We start from the raw sequence: 18181 nt of genomic DNA on the forward strand, positions 1-18181 counted from the left end.
CTCCTGAATGCGCGCTCTCAGAACCGCCGCTTCCGGCATGGCCGCCCAGCAGCTGAACGTGGAGGTCATCTCCAACAACATCGCGAACATGAACACCGTCGGCTACAAGCGCCAGCGGGCCGAGTTCCAGGATCTGATCTACCAGAACGTCGAGCGGATGGGGGCGCAGTCGTCCAGCCAGGGCACGGTCGTTCCGACCGGCATCCAGATCGGCCTCGGCGTCAAGGCCGGCAGCGTCTACCGCATCACCGACCAGGGCACGCCGACCCAGACCGGCAGCGACTACGACGTCGCCATCGACGGCCAGGGCTATTTCCAGATCACCCTGCCGTCGGGCGAGATCGGCTATACCCGCGCCGGAAACTTCTCCCTGAGCGGCGAAGGCCAGCTGGTGACCGAGGACGGTTATGCGGTCGAGCCGGCGATCTCGATCCCGCAGGACGCGGTCGATGTGATCATCTCCAAGACCGGACAGGTGCAGGTCATCTCGGCCGGATCGCCGGAGGCCGCCGTCGTCGGCCAGCTGGAGATCGCCACATTCTTCAACGAAGCCGGCCTTGAAGCCATCGGCGACAACCTGCTGCTGGAGACCGCCGCCTCCGGTCCGGCCACGACCGGCACACCCGGCGAGACCGGCTTCGGTCAGTTGCTGCAGGGCTATACCGAGGCGTCGAACGTGGACGCCGTGACCGAGATCAGCGCCCTGATCATCGCCCAGCGCGCCTATGAGATGAACTCCAAGGTGATCAGCACGGCCGACGAAATGATGAGCGTCTCGTCCCAGGTGAAGGGCTGATGACCCGGCTGATCACACTGGTGGCGGCGCTGGCGCTGGTCGCCTCCCCTGCCCTCGCCGGACCGGTGACGCTGAAACTCAACCCGGTCGACGCCGACGGAAGCGTCACCCTGGGCGACATCTTCGACGGGGCCGGATCGGCCTCGGGCGTGGTGGTCGCCAGTCGCGCCGGGCCGTCGGTGGTGTTCGAGGCCGGCCAGCTTCAGGCCATCGCCTCCCGCGCCGGACTGCAGTGGGCCAATCCGCAGGGCCTGCGCCGGGTGGTCGTGAGGAACGCCGCGCTCGCGCCCGGCAGCGCCCCGAGTACCGGGACGGTCGCCCGCGCAGCCGCGCAACGTGCTGCGACGGTGGAGGTCCTGACCTGGGCCCGAAACCTGGCCGCCGGAGATGTGGTCCAGCCCGAGGACGTCATCTGGTCCACCGTTCAGACCCACCTGGCCCCGGGCGGGTCGCCGTCCGACGCCGAGCAGGTCATCGGCCTGAGCGCCCGTCGGGCCCTGCGCGCCGGGGCCGTCGTCGGACAGCGGGACCTGGTCTCGCCCCGCGTCATCGCCCGCAACGACATGGTCGAGGTGGCCTATATCGCCGGCGGGGTGACCCTGACCGTCACCGGCCGCGCAACACGCGACGCCGCCGTCGGCGAGCCCGTGCCCGTCCTGAACACCAGCTCCGGCCGCACCATCGACGCCGTCGCCTCGGGTCCCGGTCAGGCCCGGGCCGGCACCGGATCCCGCGCCACCGCCTCCAGCCCCTTCGCCCGCCAGGGAATGTAGATCATGCGTCCGTCCGTCCTCGCCCCGTCCTCGCTCCTTCTGGCCCTTGCCGCCGTCTCGCTGGGTGCCTGTTCCACCGTCGTCGAGACGGTGCAGGGCCCGCAACTGGCCCCGATCGGCTATCCCGCCCAGCTGGTTCCGGTCAGCCAGGCCTATACGACGGTCCCCGAGCCCCGCTCGGCCAGCGCCAACTCCCTCTGGCGGGCAGGCGCGCGCGCCTTCTTCGGCGACCAGCGGGCGCGGAACATCGGCGACATCCTGACCGTCAACATCAACATCGACGATCAGGCCCAGACCTCCAACACGACCAACCGCAGCCGCACCAACGACATCACCGGCGGGGTGACCAACTTCTTCGGCCTCGAGAACAGCCTGGGCCGCGCCTTCCCCGGCGGCTTCGACCCCCAGGCCCTGGTCGGGGTCGAGGGATCGTCCAACGCCAACGGCACAGGATCGGTCAGTCGTTCGGAAAAGGTCAGCCTGACCATCGCTGCCGTCGTCACCGACATTCTGTCGAACGGCAACCTGGTGATTCAAGGTCGGCAAGAAGTGCGCACCAACCGGGAGGTCCGCGAACTGACCGTCGCCGGCATCGTGCGCCCCGAGGACATCTCCTCGGCCAACACCATCGCCCACACCCAGATCGCCGAGGCGCGCATCAGCTACGGCGGGCGCGGCGACATCAGCCGGGTCCAGGCCACGCCGGCAGCCCAGAGTCTGGTGGAACGGTTCAGCCCATTTTAGGGCGCTAACGCGCGCGACGCGGTCGCGCGCTGCTTGAGCGCGGCTTTGGGGCGCTGTCGCTCGATGAGCGGCGTCTCGCTGCCTGGGCACCTCCCGTTGGCGTGGCCCCGCTGTCACGTCCCGTCACGCGACAAGCCTTGCCGTGAACCGTTAACGGGAACCCGCGTTTGCTCATCAGACGCAAGGTTCAAACGATGTTCAAGGTTCTCGTCCCCGCCGTCGCCGCTCTCGGTCTGGTCGCCTTCACGGCCCAGTCCCGCGATGTCGTGCCTGAGGCACAGGGCGTCATGGCCGCACCGGTCATGGGCTGGAGCGTGCACCATGAGGGCACCCTGGCGAAACTGGCCTATGGCGTCGCCCACTCCGACCAGCTGGCCCTGATGGTCAGCTGCATGCCGGGCGACACGACCGTGGCCGTCTATGGCGACGTCGGGATCGAGGGCGCGCGCCTGACTCAGGCCCGGGTGCAGATCGACCCCCTGTCCGGCGGCGACGCCGAGGAGACCGCCATCCCGGTGAACCATCCCGGCCTGGCCGGGCTGGTGCAGACCGGCCGGATGACGGTGATCGGCGACGCCGGCCGCTTCCAGCTGGCGGCCAGTCCCGAAGAGCGTCGCCTCGTGCGCGATTTTCTGGCCTATTGTTCTCCGGGGCGGGCGTAAGCCGGCCCGTCCGGGGGCCTGAACCATGACAATTCTGGCGATTTTGGCGGCGTCAGCCCTGTTCGCAGGGGCCGTGCCGCAGGGCGGCTGGACCTGGACCCTCTATGAGGACGGGCCTCTGGTCCTGGCCAACGAGATTCCCGACACGGCGCAGCTGAAGGCGATTCTGGAGTGCCAGCCGGGCGCGGGCGTGGCGCGTCTGGACCTGTTCGGCCCGACTGACGCCGGGATCGCCACCATCACCTCCGGCCCGGCCACCGCATCCGGCCGGAGCGAGGCCGCCGCCGACCACCAGTCCGTGGCCCTGCGCACAGATCACCCGGTCTTCGGCCAGTTCATGGTCACCGGCGTCCTGGACGTGGCCGTGGGCGGCAATCATCAGGCCGTGGCCGTGCCCGCCGCCCACCTTGCCAAGCTGCGCCGCTTCGCCGAGCTTTGCAGCGGTTGAACAGCGGAGGTCACATGCGAAATCCATGGCTGCCGGTCCTGGCCCTGGCCGCGTTCACGAGCGCCTGCGCCAGCGTGGAAACGCCCCAACCGGTCGTGAAGGCCGCCGTCGCGGCTCCGGCGGCGCCCGCCCCGGTCGCGGGCTACGACTGGCACTATACGCCCGACGAAGGCGCGGCCCGTCTGGCCTATGGCGTCGAGGCCAGCGATGACCTGCGCCTCGGTCTCGACTGCATGGCCGGGTCCGGCAAGGTCGACCTGACCGCCCTCGGCCACACCGGCGATCGCGAGATCCATCTGGAGTCGGGCGGCGACACCGAACGGTTCCCCGCCGAGGGCGAACCGTCGGAACTGCATGACGGCGACATCCTGACCGCCAAGGCCGCGACCAGCGAACCGGTCCTGCAGCGCTTCCGCCGCCTCGGCTGGATCGCACAATGGGTGGACGGTGAACGCGAAGTCTACACGCCGCATCCGGGGTCGGAGGCGGGTGTGGAGCGGTTCTTCGCCCTGTGCGGGTGATCTGAACAGAAGACCCGGGCGATCGTCGCCGCCTTACTCCGGCTCGACCGGATCAGAGTCATAGGTTGCCCGGCTCCGCCGGATCGTGTTCGTGCCCTCGTCAGGCCCGGCCTGTGGTTCGTCGGCAGACGGCGCTGAAGCGGTGGGCGCTGCGTCTGTCGCGGGTTCAGCCGGAGGATTGTCTGAAGCGGGTTGGTCCGTGGCCTCATTGTCAGTCGCGTTGCGGAGCGAGCCGCCTGTGCTTGGTGCTTCGGTTCGGATGTTCGCGGCCTTACTCTGGGTGCCGGCTGATGCGCCGGCAGCCATCGCCGTGACAGCGACCGTGAGGCTCAATGCGACCAGTGACGAATTCGGCAGACGCAAGGCCATAGGACAGATCCTTTTTCAACCGCGAAGTCGATGCATGACCCATTCACGGGCCGCACAGATCAGCGACGCTGAATGCCCGGGTGGTCCAAGTCAAGCGGATCGCTGGACGGCGAGGCCGGTCCACACGGCCGGGCGAGCGAGGCAAACGGTCGAGGGCCGTGGCGGACAGAGAGGGATTCGAACCCTCGGTAGGCTTTCACCTACACACGCTTTCCAAGCGTGCGCGATCGACCACTCCGCCACCTGTCCGTTTCACCACGAGGGCTAACGCCCGGGAGGTCACCCGGGGAGGGAGGGCTGATAGAACAGCCGGGCGCTGTGGGCAAGCGCCGCGCGGGCAAAACGGGTCTGGGAAAAGTCCGGGTGCCTTCCCATATGGTCGCCATGTCCATTTTCTCACGGATCGCCTCCATGCTGAGCCAGAAGACCACCCTGCCCACCGCCGCCACCGCCCTGCCCGGCCGGTCCACCCCCCTGCCGACCGACGAGGTCCATTTCGTCAATGGCCGTCCGCTGAAGGGGCCGCATCCCGAGGGGTTCGAGACCGCCGTCTTCGGCATGGGCTGTTTCTGGGGCGTGGAGCGCAAATTCTGGCAACTGCCGGGCGTCTGGGTCACGGCGGTCGGCTATTCGGGCGGGATCACGCCGAACCCGACCTATGAAGAGACCTGCACCGGCCTGACCGGCCAGACCGAGGTGGTCCAGGTCGTCTTCAATCCGGCCGAGATCTCCTATGCCGAGCTGTTGAAGACCTTCTGGGAGGGGCACGACCCGACCCAGGGCATGCGCCAGGGCAATGACGTCGGCTCGACCTATCGTTCGGCGATCTACTACCTCAACGACGCCCAGCGCGCCGAAGCGGAGGCGTCGCGCGACACCTATCAGGCGGCGCTGACCAAGGCCGGCAAGGGCCAGATCACGACCGAGATCACGGCGGCCGGGCCCTTCTATTTCGCCGAAGGCTACCACCAGGGCTATCTGGCCAAGAACCCCGAGGGCTACTGCGGCATCGGCGGCACCGGCGTCGTCTGCCCGATCGGCGTCGGCGTCGAGGCCTGATCGCGGCGCGGGCGGGTCCGGGGCTCTGAGGCGACGGGCCTAAGGCCCGCGCAGGGCCTCGGCCGCCCGGCCCAGCCGCCCGACGGCCTCGTCCAGAACGGCGTCGGCCTTGGCGAAGCACAGGCGGATGACCGATCCTGCCGCGTCGTCCGAAACGAAGGCGGACAGGGGGATGGCGGCGACACCGAACTCGATGACGGCCCGTCGGCAGAAGGCCTCGTCCGACAGGGCGATGTCGGAGGCGGCCAGGTCGACGCCGAGGAAATAGGTACCCTCGCCCGGGATCAGCACGAAGCCCCGGGCCGACAGACCCGCCGCCAGCCGGTCGCGGGAGCGTTGCAGACCGGCCCGCATCTCGACGAAGGCCGCCTCGGGCCAGGCGAGGCCCGCGGCGACCGCGACCTGCAGGTTCGGCGGGGTGGCGAAGGTGAGGAACTGGTGGGCCTTGGCGACCGGGTCGACCAAGGCGGGGTCGCCGCAGACGAAGCCGATCTTCCAGCCGGTCATGCCGAACATCTTGCCGGCCGACCCGATCTTGAGGGTCCGCGCCGCCATGCCGGGTTCGGCGATCAGGGGGCGATGGCGGCGACCGTCGAAGATGACCTGCTCCCAGACCTCGTCGCTCACGGCGATCAGGTCGTGGCGGACGCAGACCCGGGCGAGGGCCGCGACCTCGTCGGCGTCGAAGGCGCGGGCGGTCGGGTTGTGGGGATTGTTGAAGACGACCATCCGGGTGCGGGCGGTGACGGCGGCCTCGATGGCCTCCTGCGTCAGACGCCAGGACGGGGGCTGGAGGCGGATCGCGACCGCGACCCCGCCGGCTCGCTCGATGAGGGGGCGGTAGGCGTCATAGGCGGGTTCGAAGATGATGACCTCGTCGCCCGGATGGACGAAGGCCAGGATCGAGGCGGCGATGGCCTCGGTGGCGCCGGAGGTGATCAGGACGCCGTCGAAGGTCAGGTCCACGCCCTGCAGCCGGCCGTAGTGTTCGACCACGGCATGGCGCAACTCCGGCAGGCCGCGCGACGGGGCGTACTGGTTGGAGCCGGTCATCAGGGCGTCGGCGGCGAGGCGGCGCAGGCTCTCCGGACCCTGGTCGTCGGGGAAGCCCTGACCGAGATTGATGGCGCCATGCTCGCGGGCGAGGCCGGACATGGTCTCGAAGATGGTCACCGGCATGTCGGCGAAGACGGGATGGGCGCGCATGTCGCCAACGGAGCCGAGCGGGGCGATCAAGGCAAGCCGGAAAGACACACCCGCCACGCGCCTTAATCCGCACCGATACACGCCACAGTTCCGACGAACGCCCGTCGGCCTCATGGAGTCAACGACATAACCCCGGAGGAAGCGATGCTGGCGACCATGCTGAAACAGGGGGTGGCGGCCGTCGTCGGCCTCAGCCTCGCGACGCCGATCGGCGCTGCGCCCGTCCAGACCCGGCCCGCCTATGCGCCCGGAGACGGGGCGGTCAGCCCGGCCGCCTGCGCCGCGGTCGGCATTCGTCTGAGACCGGTGAACGAGGTTGACCAGATCACGGTCACGGGCACGCGGGTCGGTGTGGCCGCCCCCTCCTATTCCGGCCCGCCGCCCGTCGCACTACCGATCGAGCCGACGAGGAAGGAGGATCGGATCGCCTATGGCGCGCCGCCGCCCCCTCCTCCCCCGCCGCCGCCTGCCCCGCCCGCGCCGATGCGGCCTGCGGTCATCGGGATGAACGCCGCGGGCCAGACGACCGTGAACGGCATCGTCTCGAACCTGCCCCGGCCCGCCGACACCGAACGCTATCCCGACGCGACACCCAACCCGGTCCGAAGGGTCGCCGACGAGCCGGTCTCGACCTTCTCGATCGACGTCGACACGGCCGCCTACGCCAACGTCCGCCGCTTCATTTCCGAGGGCCAGACCCCGCCCCGGGACGCGGTGCGGGTCGAGGAGATGATCAACGCCTTCGACTACGGCTACGTCCGGCCCGCGAGCGCGGCCGAGCCCTTCGCCGTCTCGACGGCGGTCGTCGCCTCCCCCTGGTCGGAAGGCCGCCAGATCGTCCACATCGGGCTGCAGGGCTATGAGCTGCCGGCCGGAGAGCGGAAGCCGCTGAACCTGACCTTCATGGTCGATGTCTCCGGCTCGATGTTCGCGCCCGACAAACTGCCCCTGGCCCAGCAGACGATGAACCTGATCATCGACCGACTGCGGCCCGAGGACCGGGTGGCGGTGACCTACTACGCCGGGTCCGTCGGAACGGCGGTGGGTCCGACCTCGGGCTCGGAGAAGCTGAAGCTGCGCTGCGCCGTGGCCTCGCTCAACTCCGGGGGCGGCACCGCCGGGGCGGCGGGCATGGTCAACGCCTATGACCAGGCCGAGGCCGCCTTCGGGGCCGACAAGGTCAACCGCATCCTGATGTTCACCGACGGCGACTTCAACGTCGGGGTCACCGACGACAGGCGGCTGGAGGACTATGTCGCCGACAAGCGCCAGACGGGCATCTATCTGTCGGTCTACGGCTTCGGGCGCGGCAACTACCAGGACGCCCGGATGCAGACGATCGCCCAGGCCGGCAACGGGATCGCCGCCTATGTCGACGACCTCAATGAGGCTCGGCGCCTCTTCGGCCCCGCCTTCGACCGCGGCGCCTTCCCCATCGCCGACGACGTCAAGATCCAGGTCGAGTTCAACCCGGCCCGGGTCTCCGAATACCGGCTGATCGGCTATGAGACCCGGCTGCTGAACGAGGAAGACTTCTCCAACGACGCCGTCGACGCGGGCGAGGTCGGCTCCGGCGCCAGCGTCACCGCCCTGTACGAGATCACCCCCGTCGGCGGGCCGGGCCAGATCCCCGGCCGCCGCTATGAGGGCAACCGGCCTGCCGCCGGCGCCGGCGATCCGGACGGCGAGATCGGCTTCGTCCAGGTCCGCTACAAATTGCCGGGAGAGGCGACCTCACGCCTGATCCAGCACGCGGTCTCCAGCCCCTCGACCCGGCCGCCCGAGGCGACCCGCTGGGCCATGGCCGTCGCCGCCTTCGGCCAGGGCCTGCGCGGCGATCCATGGATGAACGCCGGGTTCGACAACGCCGCCATCCTGGCCCTGGCCCAGGGCGCCCGGGGCGAAGACCCCTACGGCGACCGCGCCGCCTTCGTGCAGATGGTCCGGGCGGCCGGAACCCTCCCGCCGCGACGCGAGCCGTAGACGAAGCGCCGGCGCGTCGCGCGGCGCGCCGGCCGGGCCTTCGTCCGTCCGTCCGGACGAAAAACACCCTGACGAAACGGACGAAACGGACGAAACGGACGAAATCCGGGGGTTCGCCCTCTCCGCGAACCGGGAACGCACACTATAGGGCGCCGGGATATGAGGGCGCATTCGGGAGGGGGTCGGTCCCGCCACCGCTGACGAGAGGGGGATTTGGGCGCCTAGGACATAATTTTTTGAAACATGAAGTGCGAGCTATTCGTAGCTGGCCAATCGACGAGAAGCGGCGGACACGCGCAAGGCGTCCCGAGCCTTGCTTGCGGAGCCTCATCAAAATCTGGCTCAAGGTTGTGAGGCGAAACCCTCAACGGCCTGCCCATCCCCCTCAGGACGGATCGCCCCCGACATAGCGCGCGTGCAGGATGGGCTTGCCGAGCCAGTAGCAGAGCTCGGCCGGGCGGGTGATGTCCCAGACGGCGAGGTCGGCGGCCTTGCCGGGTTCGAGGGTGCCAATCTCGTCGGCGAGACCCAGGGCCCGGGCGGCGTGGCGGGTGGCGCCGGCCAGGGCCTCCTCCGGCGTCAGGCGGAACTGGACGCAGGCCAGGGTCAGGGCGGCCGTCATCGAGGCGACCGGCGAGGTGCCGGGGTTGCAGTCGGTGGCGACCGCCATGGCGACCCCGTGACGGCGCAGGGCCTCGATCGGCGGCGGGGTGGTCTCGCGCAGCATCAGATAGGCGCCGGGCAGGAGGACGGCGACGACCCCGGCCTCGGCCATGGCGCGGACGCCGGCCTCGCTGGAATGTTCGATATGGTCGGCGGACAGGGCGCCGTAGCGGGCCGCGAGCGCCGCGCCGCCGCCGTCCGACAGCTGGTCGGCATGGAGTTTGACGGGCAGGCCGAGCGCCCTCGCCTTTTCGAACAGGCGGGAGACCTCGGCGTCGGAGAAGGCGATGGGCTCGCAATAGGCGTCGACCGCATCGACCAGTCCCTCGGCATGGGCGGCGGGCAGGATGTCGTCGATAGCCAGATCGACATAGGCCGAACGGTCGGCCCGGTGCTCGGGCGGCACGGCGTGCAGGCCCAGGTATGACGTGCGGACACGGACCCCGGCCTCGCGCCCGATACGGCGGGCGACGCGCAGCATCTTCAGCTCGGCGTCGCGGTCGAGGCCATAGCCGGACTTGATCTCGACCGTGGTGACCCCGGTCGCCTTGAGCCCTTGGAGGCGGGTCAGGGCCGAGACGTAGAGGGCGTCCTCCGACGCCGCGCGGGTCGCGGTCATGGACGAGACGATGCCGCCGCCGGCGCGGGCGATCTCTTCGTAGGTGGCGCCGTTCAGACGCTGTTCGAACTCGCCCGACCGGTCGCCGCCGAAGACCAGATGGGTGTGGCAGTCGATCAGGCCGGGTGTGACCCAGCGGCCGTCGAGTCGGTCGGTCCGGACGGCCTCATGGGCGGGCAGGTCGGCGCGGGGGCCGATCCAGACGATGCGACCGTCGTGGATCAGGATCGCGGCGTCCTCGATCGCACCATAGGCCGCGCCGCTGTCGGTCATCGTGGCGACATGGCAGTCGGTGATCAGACGGTCGGCCTTCATCCACGGTCTCCGCGCGCGTCGCGTCCGGGCGAGAACCGGGCCACCAGATCATAGCGGTCGCCGGGGAAGGTCTGCCACACCTGGGTCACCCCCTGCCCGTCCCGCCAGGTGCGCCGTTCGACGCACAGACAGGCGGCTCCGGCCTTGAGCCCGAGCAGACGCGCATCCTGCGCCGTGGCGGACACGGCCGAGATGCGATGCTCGGCCTCGGTCCAGGGTTCGGCGTCGAGGAGCCAGCTTCCGGGCGGCGCCGTGCTGAAATCCACGCTCGCGGCCTCGGGCGCCGCGGACAGGGCGATCAGGCGTCGCTCCAGCGCCAGGGCCGTTCCATCCCCGAGATGCAGGCCGTCCAGCTCCAGCAACAGGCCGCCGCCCGCCAGCTCGCGCTCTGCGTCGGTCGGCTGCCGCTCGCGGCGCGCCAGCAGCCGGTATTCATAGGCCAGGCCGCGCTGCGTCGCCTCGGCGCGCAGGTCGGGGATGGCGAGGATGGCGGAGTGCACGCGCGGTTGCGCGACGAACGTTCCCGCCCGCCGACGACGCGTGACGAGACCCCGCGTGGCCAGTTCCGAGATGGCCTTGCTCACCGTCATCCGCGAACAGCCGTAGCGTTCGGTCAGCTCATGCTCGAACGGAATGCGCGCGCCGGGCGCCCACTCGCCGGACAGGATACGGCCCTCGATGTCGTCGTAGATGCGGCGGTGCAGGGTGGTGGATTCGCTCATCCGAGGACGACCGACAACGCCTTGCGATAGCGCGCCTCGATGGCGTCGCGGGCGATGTGGCGGCCGTCGACGACGACCGGTTTTCCGCGCCGCCAGACCGAGCGGACGGCCCGCTCGCCGCCGAAGATCCAGCTGTCGAGAACCGCATCGCCCTGTCGACCCGCGAAGCCGACGGCGTTCGCGTCGAGGCCGACGATGTCTGCGGGCAGGCCGACGGCGAGACCGCCCTCCGCCCCCGTCGCCTGACGCCCGCCGGACAGGCCGCGGTCGAACAGGGCGCGACCCGTGGAGCGCTGCGCGTCCGCCATCACGCCCCGCGCGCGCAGCGCCAGCCGCTGCGAATACTCCAGCATCCGCAGCTCGTCGGCGACGCCGATCTGGATGTTGGAATCGGTGCCGATGCCGAACCGCCCGCCGCCCTCGGCAAAGGCCTGGGCCGGGAAGATGCCGTCACCGAGATTGGCCTCGGTCAGGGGGCAGAGGCCGACGACGGCGCCCGCCTTCGCGACGCCGCGCCATTCGGCATCGGTCACATGGGTCGAGTGGATCAGGCACCACTGCCCGTCGACCGGCGCATGGGCCAGCAGCCATTCGACCGGCCGCGCGCCCGACCAGGCGAGGCAGTCATCGACCTCCTTCGTCTGTTCGGCGACGTGAATATGGATCGGTCCGTCGCCGGCCAGTCCCGGCATGGCGGCAAGTTCCTCCGGCGTGACCGCGCGCAGGCTGTGGGGGGCGACACCGACGACCGCGTCCGGCAGGCGCGCGGTCAGGGTCCGGCCGCGCGCGACCAGATCGGCGAACCCGTCGAGGTCGGTGATGAAGCGCCGCTGACCTTCGTTCGGCTCCGCGCCGCCGAAGGTCGAGTGGGCGTAGAAGACCGGCAACAGGGTCAGGGCGATGCCCGTCGTTTCCGCCGCCGCGACGATCCGTCCGGTCAGTTCGGTGGGGTCGGCATAGGCGGCCCCGGCAGGGTCGTTGTGCAGATAGTGGAACTCGGCGCACCGGGTGAAACCGCCCTCCAGCATGTCGCAGAAGGCGAAGGCGGTGATGGCCTCGATCTCCTCCGGACCGCCCCGGTCGAGGAAGCGGTACATGAGCTGGCGCCAGGTCCAGAAATTGTCGCCCGCATCTCCCCCCGGCCCGCGCGCCTCGGTCAGGCCCGCCATGGCGCGCTGGAAGGCGTGGCTGTGGACATTGGCCAGGCCCGGCAGGGCGATCCCGTGCGCCTCGTCGGTCGGCGCGCGCGGGGTACTCGCCTCAATGCCGGAGATCAGCCCGTCCGCGATCGCGATCCGCACATCGCGCGCCCAGCCTTCGGGCAGCAAGACCTGGTCGAACCACAGGCTGCGACCTTCGAACGGCGTCTGCGACACTGGACAATCCCGACGGGGTGAGAACACTATGTCTAGACATATCACGTGTCGGGCATTTGGCGAGGGAGACCGGAATGAGCACAGACTGGCTGACCGTCGTCGAGGGATCGGCGCCCCTGATCGTCGCCTTCCCCCACACCGGAACCGACATCCCCGCCGCGATCGAGGCCCGGATGGTCTCGCCCTGGCTGGCCCGCAAGGACGCCGACTGGTGGGTCGACCGGCTGTACGATTTCGCTGGGGAGATGGGGGCGACGACGGTACGCACCGCGATCAGCCGCAGCGTCATCGACGTGAATCGCGATCCGTCCGGCGCCTCCCTCTATCCGGGCATGGCGACGACGGGCCTGTGCCCCGTCGAGACCTTCGACGGCGAACCCCTGTATCGTCCCTGCGCGGAGCCGACAGAGGCCGAGATCGCCGAACGGCGCGCGACCTGGTTCGATCCCTATCACGCCGCCATCCGGGCCCAGATCGAGCGGCTGGGCGCATCAGGGCCTGTCGTCCTCTACGACGCCCATTCGATCCGTTCGGTCGTGCCGCGCCTGTTCGACGGCGCGCTGCCCCTGTTCAACATCGGCGACAACGACGGCGTGACCTGCGCGCCCGGACTGACCCGCGCCGTCGAGGCGGCCTGCGGTCCGTCGCAGGTGACGAACGGCCGGTTCAAGGGCGGCTGGACGACCCGGCACTACGGCCGGCCGGCCACGGGCGTGCATGCGATCCAGATGGAACTGGCCGACCGTGGCTACATCCTCGACCCGGAGGGCGGGGTGTCGGAAGCCAACTGGCCGTCGCCCTACGAGCCCGAACGCGCCGGGCCGATGCGCGGACATCTCCGCGCGGTCCTCAAGGCCTGCATCGATTTCACCACAAACGCCTGACCGGATCCGACATGACCTCCAGCCCCTCCAACACCCGTGTCGTCCGCGCGCCTCGCGGGATCGAGATGACGGCCCGGACCTGGGCCGCCGAGGCGGCGCTGCGGATGCTGATGAACAACCTCGATCCCGAGGTGGCCGAGCGGCCGGAAGACCTGGTGGTCTATGGCGGCATCGGCAAGGCGGCGCGCGACTGGGCCAGTTTCGACCGGATCGTCGATAGCCTGCGAGCCCTGGCACCGGACGAGACCCTGCTGGTCCAGTCGGGCAAGCCGGTCGGGGTCTTCCGCACCCATGAGGACGCGCCGCGCGTGCTGATCGCCAACTCCAACCTGGTGCCGAAATGGGCGACCTGGGAGCATTTCAACGCGCTCGATCGCAAGGGTCTGATGATGTACGGCCAGATGACGGCCGGGTCGTGGATCTACATCGGCACCCAGGGCATCGTTCAGGGCACCTACGAGACCTTCATGGAGGCCGGCCGCCAGCATCACGGCGGCGACTGGTCCGGCAAATGGATCCTGACGGCGGGCCTCGGCGGCATGGGCGGGGCCCAGACCCTGGCCGCGACCATGGCGGGGGCCTCCTGCCTCGCCGTCGAATGCCAGCGCAGCCGGATCGAGATGCGGCTGAAGACCCGCTATCTCGACGTCATGGCCGGGACCCTGGACGAGGCGCTGGCGCTGATCGAAGAGGCCGGACGCACCGGAAAGCCCATCTCCGTCGGCCTGCTCGGCAACGCGGCCGAGGTCCTGCCCGAGATGGTCAAACGCGGCGTGCGGCCCGACCTCGTCACCGACCAGACCAGCGCCCACGACCTGATCAACGGCTACCTGCCCGCGGGCTGGAGCGTCGCCGAATGGGAGGACAAACGCGTGTCCGACCCCGCCGCCGTCGAGGCCGCGGCGCGCCAGTCCTGCGCCGACCATGTCCAGGCCATGCTCGACTTCCAGGCGGCCGGAATCCCGGTCACCGACTACGGCAACAACATCCGCCAGGTCGCCTTCGACCAGGGCGTGGCCAAGGCCTTCGACTTCCCGGGCTTCGTCCCCGCCTATATCCGCCCGCTCTTCTGTCGCGGGATCGGACCGTTCCGCTGGGCCGCCCTGACCGGCGATCCGGAGGATATCAGGAAGACCGACGCGGCGATGAAGCGGCTGTTCCCGGACAACGCCGGCCTGCATCGCTGGCTCGACATGGCGGAGGAGCGGATCGCCTTCCAGGGCCTGCCGGCGCGCATCTGCTGGATCGGTCTGGGCGATCGGCACCGGGCGGGCCTGATGTTCAACGAGATGGTGGCGTCGGGCGAGCTCAGCGGCCCCATCGTCATCGGCCGGGATCATCTGGACTCCGGCTCGGTCGCCAGCCCCAACCGGGAGACGGAGGCGATGATGGACGGGTCGGATGCGGTCAGCGACTGGCCCCTTCTGAACGCCCTGCTGAACACGGCCTCGGGCGCCAGCTGGGTGTCGCTGCACCACGGCGGCGGGGTCGGCATGGGCTATTCCCAGCACTCCGGCGTGGTCATCGTGGCCGACGGCACGCCCGAGGCGGCGAAGCGGCTGGAGCGCGTCCTGTGGAACGACCCGGCCACGGGCGTCATGCGCCATGCCGACGCCGGCTATGAGATCGCCCGCGCCGCCTCGCGCGAGCACGGCCTGAACCTGCCGAGCCTCAAATGACAAAAGCCTTGCTTCTCGGCTCCGTCGCGGCGCTCGTCGTGACCGCCTGCGCCAGCCTCCCGGTGATCGCCGACCGACCGCCGTTTGAGTTTGCTTTTTCACCCGCTAGCGACGCCTTCGAAGTACGCCTCGCCAATCCATCCGCCTACGAGCGCTGCATCGAGTCTGAAAGCTGGCCCAACTCCGCTGGCTGGATTCACTTCTCGTCGGACATTGCGTTCGTTGATGTCGATAGCGAGCGCTTCCCTCTCCGTGACCGCAACGTTGGCTACTGTCCCGGAGGCTGCGAGGTGGTTCGCATTCCGCCCCATGGCAGCGTCTCCGCCAACCTGCCCTACACCGAATTCCTTGGCTTATCCGCCCCGCCGCCCCACAGCGCCAAGCTAATCTTGCGGCCCATCGAAACCCCCTGCACCCGGTAGCCATGACCCACCTTGTTCTCGGCTCCGCCCCCCTCACCCTCGCCCAGCTGCGCGCGGTCATCGACGGACCGGTCACGGTCGAGGTCGCGCCCGCCGCCTGGGCCGATGTCGAGACCTCGGCCGCGACCGTCGCCGCCATCATCGCCGAGGGCCGCACCGTCTATGGCATCAACACGGGTTTCGGCCTGCTGGCCAACACCTCGATCGCCCCCGGTGATCTGGAGACGCTGCAGAAGAACCTGGTGCTGAGCCATGCCTGCGGGGTTGGACCGTTGCTGGACGATGCGGTCGTGCGGCTGATCCTGGTCCTCAAGATCGTCAGCCTGTCGAAGGGGGCGTCAGGCATCCGGCGCGAGACGCTGGAGGCCCTGATCGGACTGGTCAATGCCGACGTCCTGCCCTGTATTCCGTCCAAGGGGTCGGTCGGCGCCTCGGGCGATCTGGCGCCCCTGGCCCATATGTCCTGCGTCCTGATCGGGGTCGGCGAGGCGCGGCATCGGGGCGAGACGCTGGACGCCGAGACCGCCCTGTCGCGCGCGGGCCTGTCGGTCCTGACCCTGGGGCCCAAGGAAGGCCTGGCCCTGCTCAACGGGACCCAGTGCTCCACCGCCCTCGCGCTCGCCGGACTGTTCGCGACCGAGGCCGCCTTCGCCGCCGGGATCGCCGTCGGCGCCCTGTCGGTCGATGCGCTGAAGGGCTCGGACGCGCCGTTCGACGCCCGTATCCACGCGCTCCGCAACCAGCCCGGCCAGATCGACGTCGCCGACGCCCTGCGCGGTCTGATGGCCGGCAGCGCCATTCGCGACAGCCATCGCGAGGGCGATGCAAAGGTGCAGGACCCCTACTCCCTGCGTTGCCAGCCCCAGGTCATGGGGGCGGTGCTCGACGTCATCCGCAACGCCGCCGCGACGCTGGAGCGCGAGGCCAATGCGGTGACCGACAATCCGCTGGTCTTCATCGAGGACGGCGACGTGATTTCCGGCGGCAACTTCCACGCCGAACCGGTGGCCTTCGCGGCCGACCAGCTGGCCATGGTCCTGTGCGAGATAGGCAATATCTCCGAGCGCCGCACCGCCATCCTGGTCGATCCCAAGATGAGTGAACTGCCGGCCTTCCTCGTGCGCGAGAGCGGGCTGAATTCGGGGTTCATGATCGCCCAGGTGACCGCCGCCGCCCTCGTCGCCGAGAACCGGATGCTGAGCCATCCGTGCAGCGTCGACACCGTCCCGACCTCGGCCAATCAGGAGGACCACGTCTCCATGGCCACCCATGGCGCGCGCCGCCTTCTGGAGATGGCCGAGAACACCGCGACCGTGGTCGGGATCGAGCTTCTGGCCGCTGCCCAGGGCCTTGAATTCCATCGGCCGCTGAAGAGCTCTCCGGCGCTGGAACAGGTCTGGTCGATCGTGCGCGAGGCGGTCGCCGCCTACGCCAGCGACCACTATTTCGCCCCCGACATCGCCCGCGCGACCGACGCGGTCCGGGCCGGTCGCTATCGCCGGTTCGCGGCCGACCTGCTGCCCTCGGCCTGAAGCCCCACCCGGGGGCGTGTCAGGCTCCGGCCCGAGCGGCGAACCGCTTCAGGCGCGGGGTCACGAACGGGATGGTCAGCATGGTCGATCCCACGGCCATGAGCAGCAGGGCCGTGAAGGCGGTGTTGGTGATGATCCCCTTGTCCAGCAGGATGTTGGCGAAGATGATCATGATCAGGGCCTTGGTCTGCAGCAGCCAGCCGATGATCGAGGCCTCGCCCTTCTCCCACTTCAGGATCCGGCCGGCGAGGTGGACCCCGACCAGCTTGCCTGCGACCGAGGCGACCAGCAGCACGCCCGCCGCCGCAAACACCGCCAGCCCGCCCATATCCCACTGGGTCCGCAGCCCGGTGGACAGGAAGAAGACCGGCATGACGGCCAGAAGGATGTGGTCGCGGAACAGGTCCATCCGTCTGCGGTCGAACCACTCCGAATCCAGCACCGCCCCGGCCAGGAAGGCGCCGACCATGAAGTGCAGGCCGGACCAGTCGCCGGCGAAGCCGCAGGCCGCCAGCCAGATCAGGCCGACATACCAGCGGTCCTTCTCCTCCAGCCGCTTCATCAGGGCCCGGACGGCATAGGCGGCGACGGCGAACCCGACGAGGAAGACGACCTGCCGGCCGACCCTGTCCCAGTCCAGCAGGATCAGGGCCAGGACGCCCCAGATGGCGATGTCGTCGAGGCTGGCATAGCGCAGCACCCTCTGCCCCAGAGGCCGGCGCAGGATGTCCAGCTTCTCCATCAGCAGGACCAGGATGGGCAGGGCCGTGACTGCGCAGGCCATGCCTATTCCCAGCACCACCTGCCACGGCTGACCGTCCGGCCCGGCCCAGCCGGGGAAGCGCAACAGACCGATGGCGGCCACCGATCCGAACAGAAGCGGCACGCACAGCGCCAGTCCCGAAGTCACCCCCGTCTCGACCCTGCTCGCCCAGGCCTGTTTCAGGTCCAGCTCGATACCGGCGATCCAGACGAAGATCATGACCGCCCACCAGGCGACCCCGTTCAGCGCGCCGATGACCTGCGGGTTGAAGACGAAGCCGTAGTAGGCCGGGAAGATCGCCCCCAGGACGCCGGGCCCCAGAAGGATGCCGCAGACGATCTGAACCACGACAAGGGGGGCGTAGTATTCGGTCCGGAGGCCTCGCCAGATCAGATAGGGGACGCTGAAGATCAGCAGCAGGGCGATCAGGAAGATTTCGGTCGTGTTCATGCGCCCCCCGCGATTTCGCGCCAGACTAGCGCGGCCTGAGGCGGACGCCAGACCCCTCGGGCGTCTACCGGCCCCGGCTTATGGCGCTGAGTCCTGCGAGGAGTGTTTCGCTGGTACGGTCGAGGCGGCATCCGCCTGCGAAGATGAGGGCGAGGGCCTGGGCGTGGACCTGGATGGAGGGCCAGTGCCATGTGC

Annotated in this window: 17 protein-coding genes and 1 tRNA gene; 12 read left to right on the forward strand and 6 right to left on the reverse strand. The window is 69.6% G+C overall.

The window, feature by feature from the left end; all coding sequences use genetic code 11:
• The first annotated feature begins 7 nt into the window (after positions 1-7).
• The 6 genes from flgG to Q0044_RS01220 all read left to right on the forward strand — a co-directional run bounded on the left by flgG (position 8) and on the right by Q0044_RS01220 (position 3944).
• Positions 8-796 (forward strand): flagellar basal-body rod protein FlgG, encoded by a 789-nt coding sequence (flgG, locus tag Q0044_RS01195; protein WP_298158467.1) that lies wholly within the window; start codon positions 8-10, stop codon positions 794-796.
• The gene (gene flgA / locus Q0044_RS01200) at positions 796-1569 is read left to right on the forward strand and encodes a flagellar basal body P-ring formation chaperone FlgA (RefSeq protein WP_298158469.1); all 774 of its coding nucleotides are present in this window, start codon (positions 796-798) and stop codon (positions 1567-1569) included. The genes flgG and flgA overlap by 1 nt, the downstream gene beginning before the upstream one ends.
• Positions 1570-2313, forward strand: a complete 744-nt coding sequence (gene flgH / locus Q0044_RS01205) for a flagellar basal body L-ring protein FlgH (protein WP_298158509.1) — start codon at positions 1570-1572, stop codon at positions 2311-2313.
• 194 nt (positions 2314-2507) lie between these two features.
• On the forward strand, positions 2508-2975 hold the full coding sequence (locus tag Q0044_RS01210; protein ID WP_298158471.1) for a hypothetical protein: 468 nt from the start codon (positions 2508-2510) through the stop codon (positions 2973-2975).
• A 25-nt stretch (positions 2976-3000) separates the two neighbouring features.
• Positions 3001-3423, forward strand: coding sequence for a hypothetical protein (locus Q0044_RS01215; RefSeq protein WP_298158473.1), 423 nt, complete (start codon positions 3001-3003; stop codon positions 3421-3423).
• 14 nt (positions 3424-3437) lie between these two features.
• Positions 3438-3944, forward strand: a complete 507-nt coding sequence (locus Q0044_RS01220; RefSeq protein WP_298158475.1) for a hypothetical protein — start codon at positions 3438-3440, stop codon at positions 3942-3944.
• Between the two features lie 528 nt (positions 3945-4472).
• Here the strand turns inward: Q0044_RS01220 and Q0044_RS01225 are convergent.
• Positions 4473-4562 (reverse strand) — tRNA-Ser (locus tag Q0044_RS01225).
• Positions 4563-4724: 162 nt separating this feature from the next.
• Here Q0044_RS01225 and msrA point away from each other — a divergent pair.
• Entirely contained in the window at positions 4725-5372 is a 648-nt protein-coding gene (msrA, locus tag Q0044_RS01230; protein WP_298158511.1) for a peptide-methionine (S)-S-oxide reductase MsrA, read from the forward strand.
• Positions 5373-5411: 39 nt separating this feature from the next.
• On the opposite strand, the gene Q0044_RS01235 is transcribed toward msrA, so the two are convergent.
• Positions 5412-6578 carry an aminotransferase gene (locus Q0044_RS01235; RefSeq protein WP_298158477.1) on the reverse strand — a complete coding sequence of 389 codons (1167 nt, stop codon included), beginning with the start codon at positions 6576-6578 and terminating at the stop codon, positions 5412-5414.
• 144 nt (positions 6579-6722) lie between these two features.
• Between Q0044_RS01235 and Q0044_RS01240 the strand changes: the two genes are divergently transcribed.
• A complete protein-coding gene (locus Q0044_RS01240) occupies positions 6723-8561 on the forward strand; it encodes a vWA domain-containing protein (RefSeq protein WP_298158479.1) in 1839 nt (612 codons plus the stop codon).
• A gap of 385 nt (positions 8562-8946) precedes the next feature.
• Here the strand turns inward: Q0044_RS01240 and hutI are convergent, their stop codons facing one another.
• From hutI to Q0044_RS01255, 3 genes are read right to left on the reverse strand one after another with little or no spacing between them, the layout of a single operon-like run.
• The gene (gene hutI / locus Q0044_RS01245; protein ID WP_298158482.1) at positions 8947-10158 is read right to left on the reverse strand and encodes an imidazolonepropionase; all 1212 of its coding nucleotides are present in this window, start codon (positions 10156-10158) and stop codon (positions 8947-8949) included.
• Positions 10155-10880: a histidine utilization transcriptional repressor HutC gene (gene hutC, locus Q0044_RS01250; RefSeq protein ID WP_298158484.1), complete on the reverse strand. Its 726-nt coding sequence runs from the start codon at positions 10878-10880 to the stop codon at positions 10155-10157. The genes hutI and hutC overlap by 4 nt, the downstream gene beginning before the upstream one ends.
• On the reverse strand, positions 10877-12256 hold the full coding sequence (locus tag Q0044_RS01255) for a formimidoylglutamate deiminase (protein WP_298158485.1): 1380 nt from the start codon (positions 12254-12256) through the stop codon (positions 10877-10879). Before Q0044_RS01255 ends, hutC begins: the two co-directional genes overlap by 4 nt.
• Before the next feature lie 74 nt (positions 12257-12330).
• On the opposite strand from Q0044_RS01255, the gene hutG reads away from it, so the two are divergent.
• From hutG to hutH, 4 genes are read left to right on the forward strand one after another with little or no spacing between them, the layout of a single operon-like run.
• Entirely contained in the window at positions 12331-13140 is an 810-nt protein-coding gene (gene hutG, locus Q0044_RS01260) for an N-formylglutamate deformylase (RefSeq protein ID WP_298158487.1), read from the forward strand.
• Between the two features lie 11 nt (positions 13141-13151).
• Positions 13152-14819: a urocanate hydratase gene (hutU, locus tag Q0044_RS01265; RefSeq protein WP_298158489.1), complete on the forward strand. Its 1668-nt coding sequence runs from the start codon at positions 13152-13154 to the stop codon at positions 14817-14819.
• Complete coding sequence (locus tag Q0044_RS01270) at positions 14816-15241, forward strand: hypothetical protein (protein WP_298158491.1); 426 nt, start codon at positions 14816-14818, stop codon at positions 15239-15241. The genes hutU and Q0044_RS01270 overlap by 4 nt, the downstream gene beginning before the upstream one ends.
• Before the next feature lie 2 nt (positions 15242-15243).
• Positions 15244-16773 carry a histidine ammonia-lyase gene (gene hutH, locus Q0044_RS01275; RefSeq protein ID WP_298158492.1) on the forward strand — a complete coding sequence of 510 codons (1530 nt, stop codon included), beginning with the start codon at positions 15244-15246 and terminating at the stop codon, positions 16771-16773.
• 19 nt (positions 16774-16792) lie between these two features.
• Here the strand turns inward: hutH and Q0044_RS01280 are convergent, their stop codons facing one another.
• A complete protein-coding gene (locus Q0044_RS01280; RefSeq protein ID WP_298158494.1) occupies positions 16793-17986 on the reverse strand; it encodes a cation:proton antiporter in 1194 nt (397 codons plus the stop codon).
• Positions 17987-18181: the final 195 nt, after the last annotated feature.

Origin of the sequence: Brevundimonas sp. (assembly GCF_027484365.1) — a bacterium.
Lineage (GTDB): Bacteria > Pseudomonadota > Alphaproteobacteria > Caulobacterales > Caulobacteraceae > Brevundimonas.

Excerpts from the sequence above, each read along its gene's own strand:
- Q0044_RS01215 (WP_298158473.1), top strand. The coding sequence starts at position 3,001 with ATGACAATTCTGGCGATTTTGGCGGCGTCAGCCCTGTTCGCAGGGGCC.
- flgG (WP_298158467.1), top strand. The coding sequence starts at position 8 with ATGCGCGCTCTCAGAACCGCCGCTTCCGGCATGGCCGCCCAGCAGCTG.
- Q0044_RS01270 (WP_298158491.1), top strand. The coding sequence starts at position 14,816 with ATGACAAAAGCCTTGCTTCTCGGCTCCGTCGCGGCGCTCGTCGTGACC.
- Q0044_RS01235 (WP_298158477.1), bottom strand. The coding sequence starts at position 6,578 with ATGCGCGCCCATCCCGTCTTCGCCGACATGCCGGTGACCATCTTCGAG.
- hutU (WP_298158489.1), top strand. The coding sequence starts at position 13,152 with ATGACCTCCAGCCCCTCCAACACCCGTGTCGTCCGCGCGCCTCGCGGG.
- Q0044_RS01280 (WP_298158494.1), bottom strand. The coding sequence starts at position 17,986 with ATGAACACGACCGAAATCTTCCTGATCGCCCTGCTGCTGATCTTCAGC.
- Q0044_RS01240 (WP_298158479.1), top strand. The coding sequence starts at position 6,723 with ATGCTGGCGACCATGCTGAAACAGGGGGTGGCGGCCGTCGTCGGCCTC.
- Q0044_RS01210 (WP_298158471.1), top strand. The coding sequence starts at position 2,508 with ATGTTCAAGGTTCTCGTCCCCGCCGTCGCCGCTCTCGGTCTGGTCGCC.
- Q0044_RS01220 (WP_298158475.1), top strand. The coding sequence starts at position 3,438 with ATGCGAAATCCATGGCTGCCGGTCCTGGCCCTGGCCGCGTTCACGAGC.
- msrA (WP_298158511.1), top strand. The coding sequence starts at position 4,725 with ATGCTGAGCCAGAAGACCACCCTGCCCACCGCCGCCACCGCCCTGCCC.
- hutH (WP_298158492.1), top strand. The coding sequence starts at position 15,244 with ATGACCCACCTTGTTCTCGGCTCCGCCCCCCTCACCCTCGCCCAGCTG.
- hutG (WP_298158487.1), top strand. The coding sequence starts at position 12,331 with ATGAGCACAGACTGGCTGACCGTCGTCGAGGGATCGGCGCCCCTGATC.
- flgA (WP_298158469.1), top strand. The coding sequence starts at position 796 with ATGACCCGGCTGATCACACTGGTGGCGGCGCTGGCGCTGGTCGCCTCC.
- hutI (WP_298158482.1), bottom strand. The coding sequence starts at position 10,158 with ATGAAGGCCGACCGTCTGATCACCGACTGCCATGTCGCCACGATGACC.
- hutC (WP_298158484.1), bottom strand. The coding sequence starts at position 10,880 with ATGAGCGAATCCACCACCCTGCACCGCCGCATCTACGACGACATCGAG.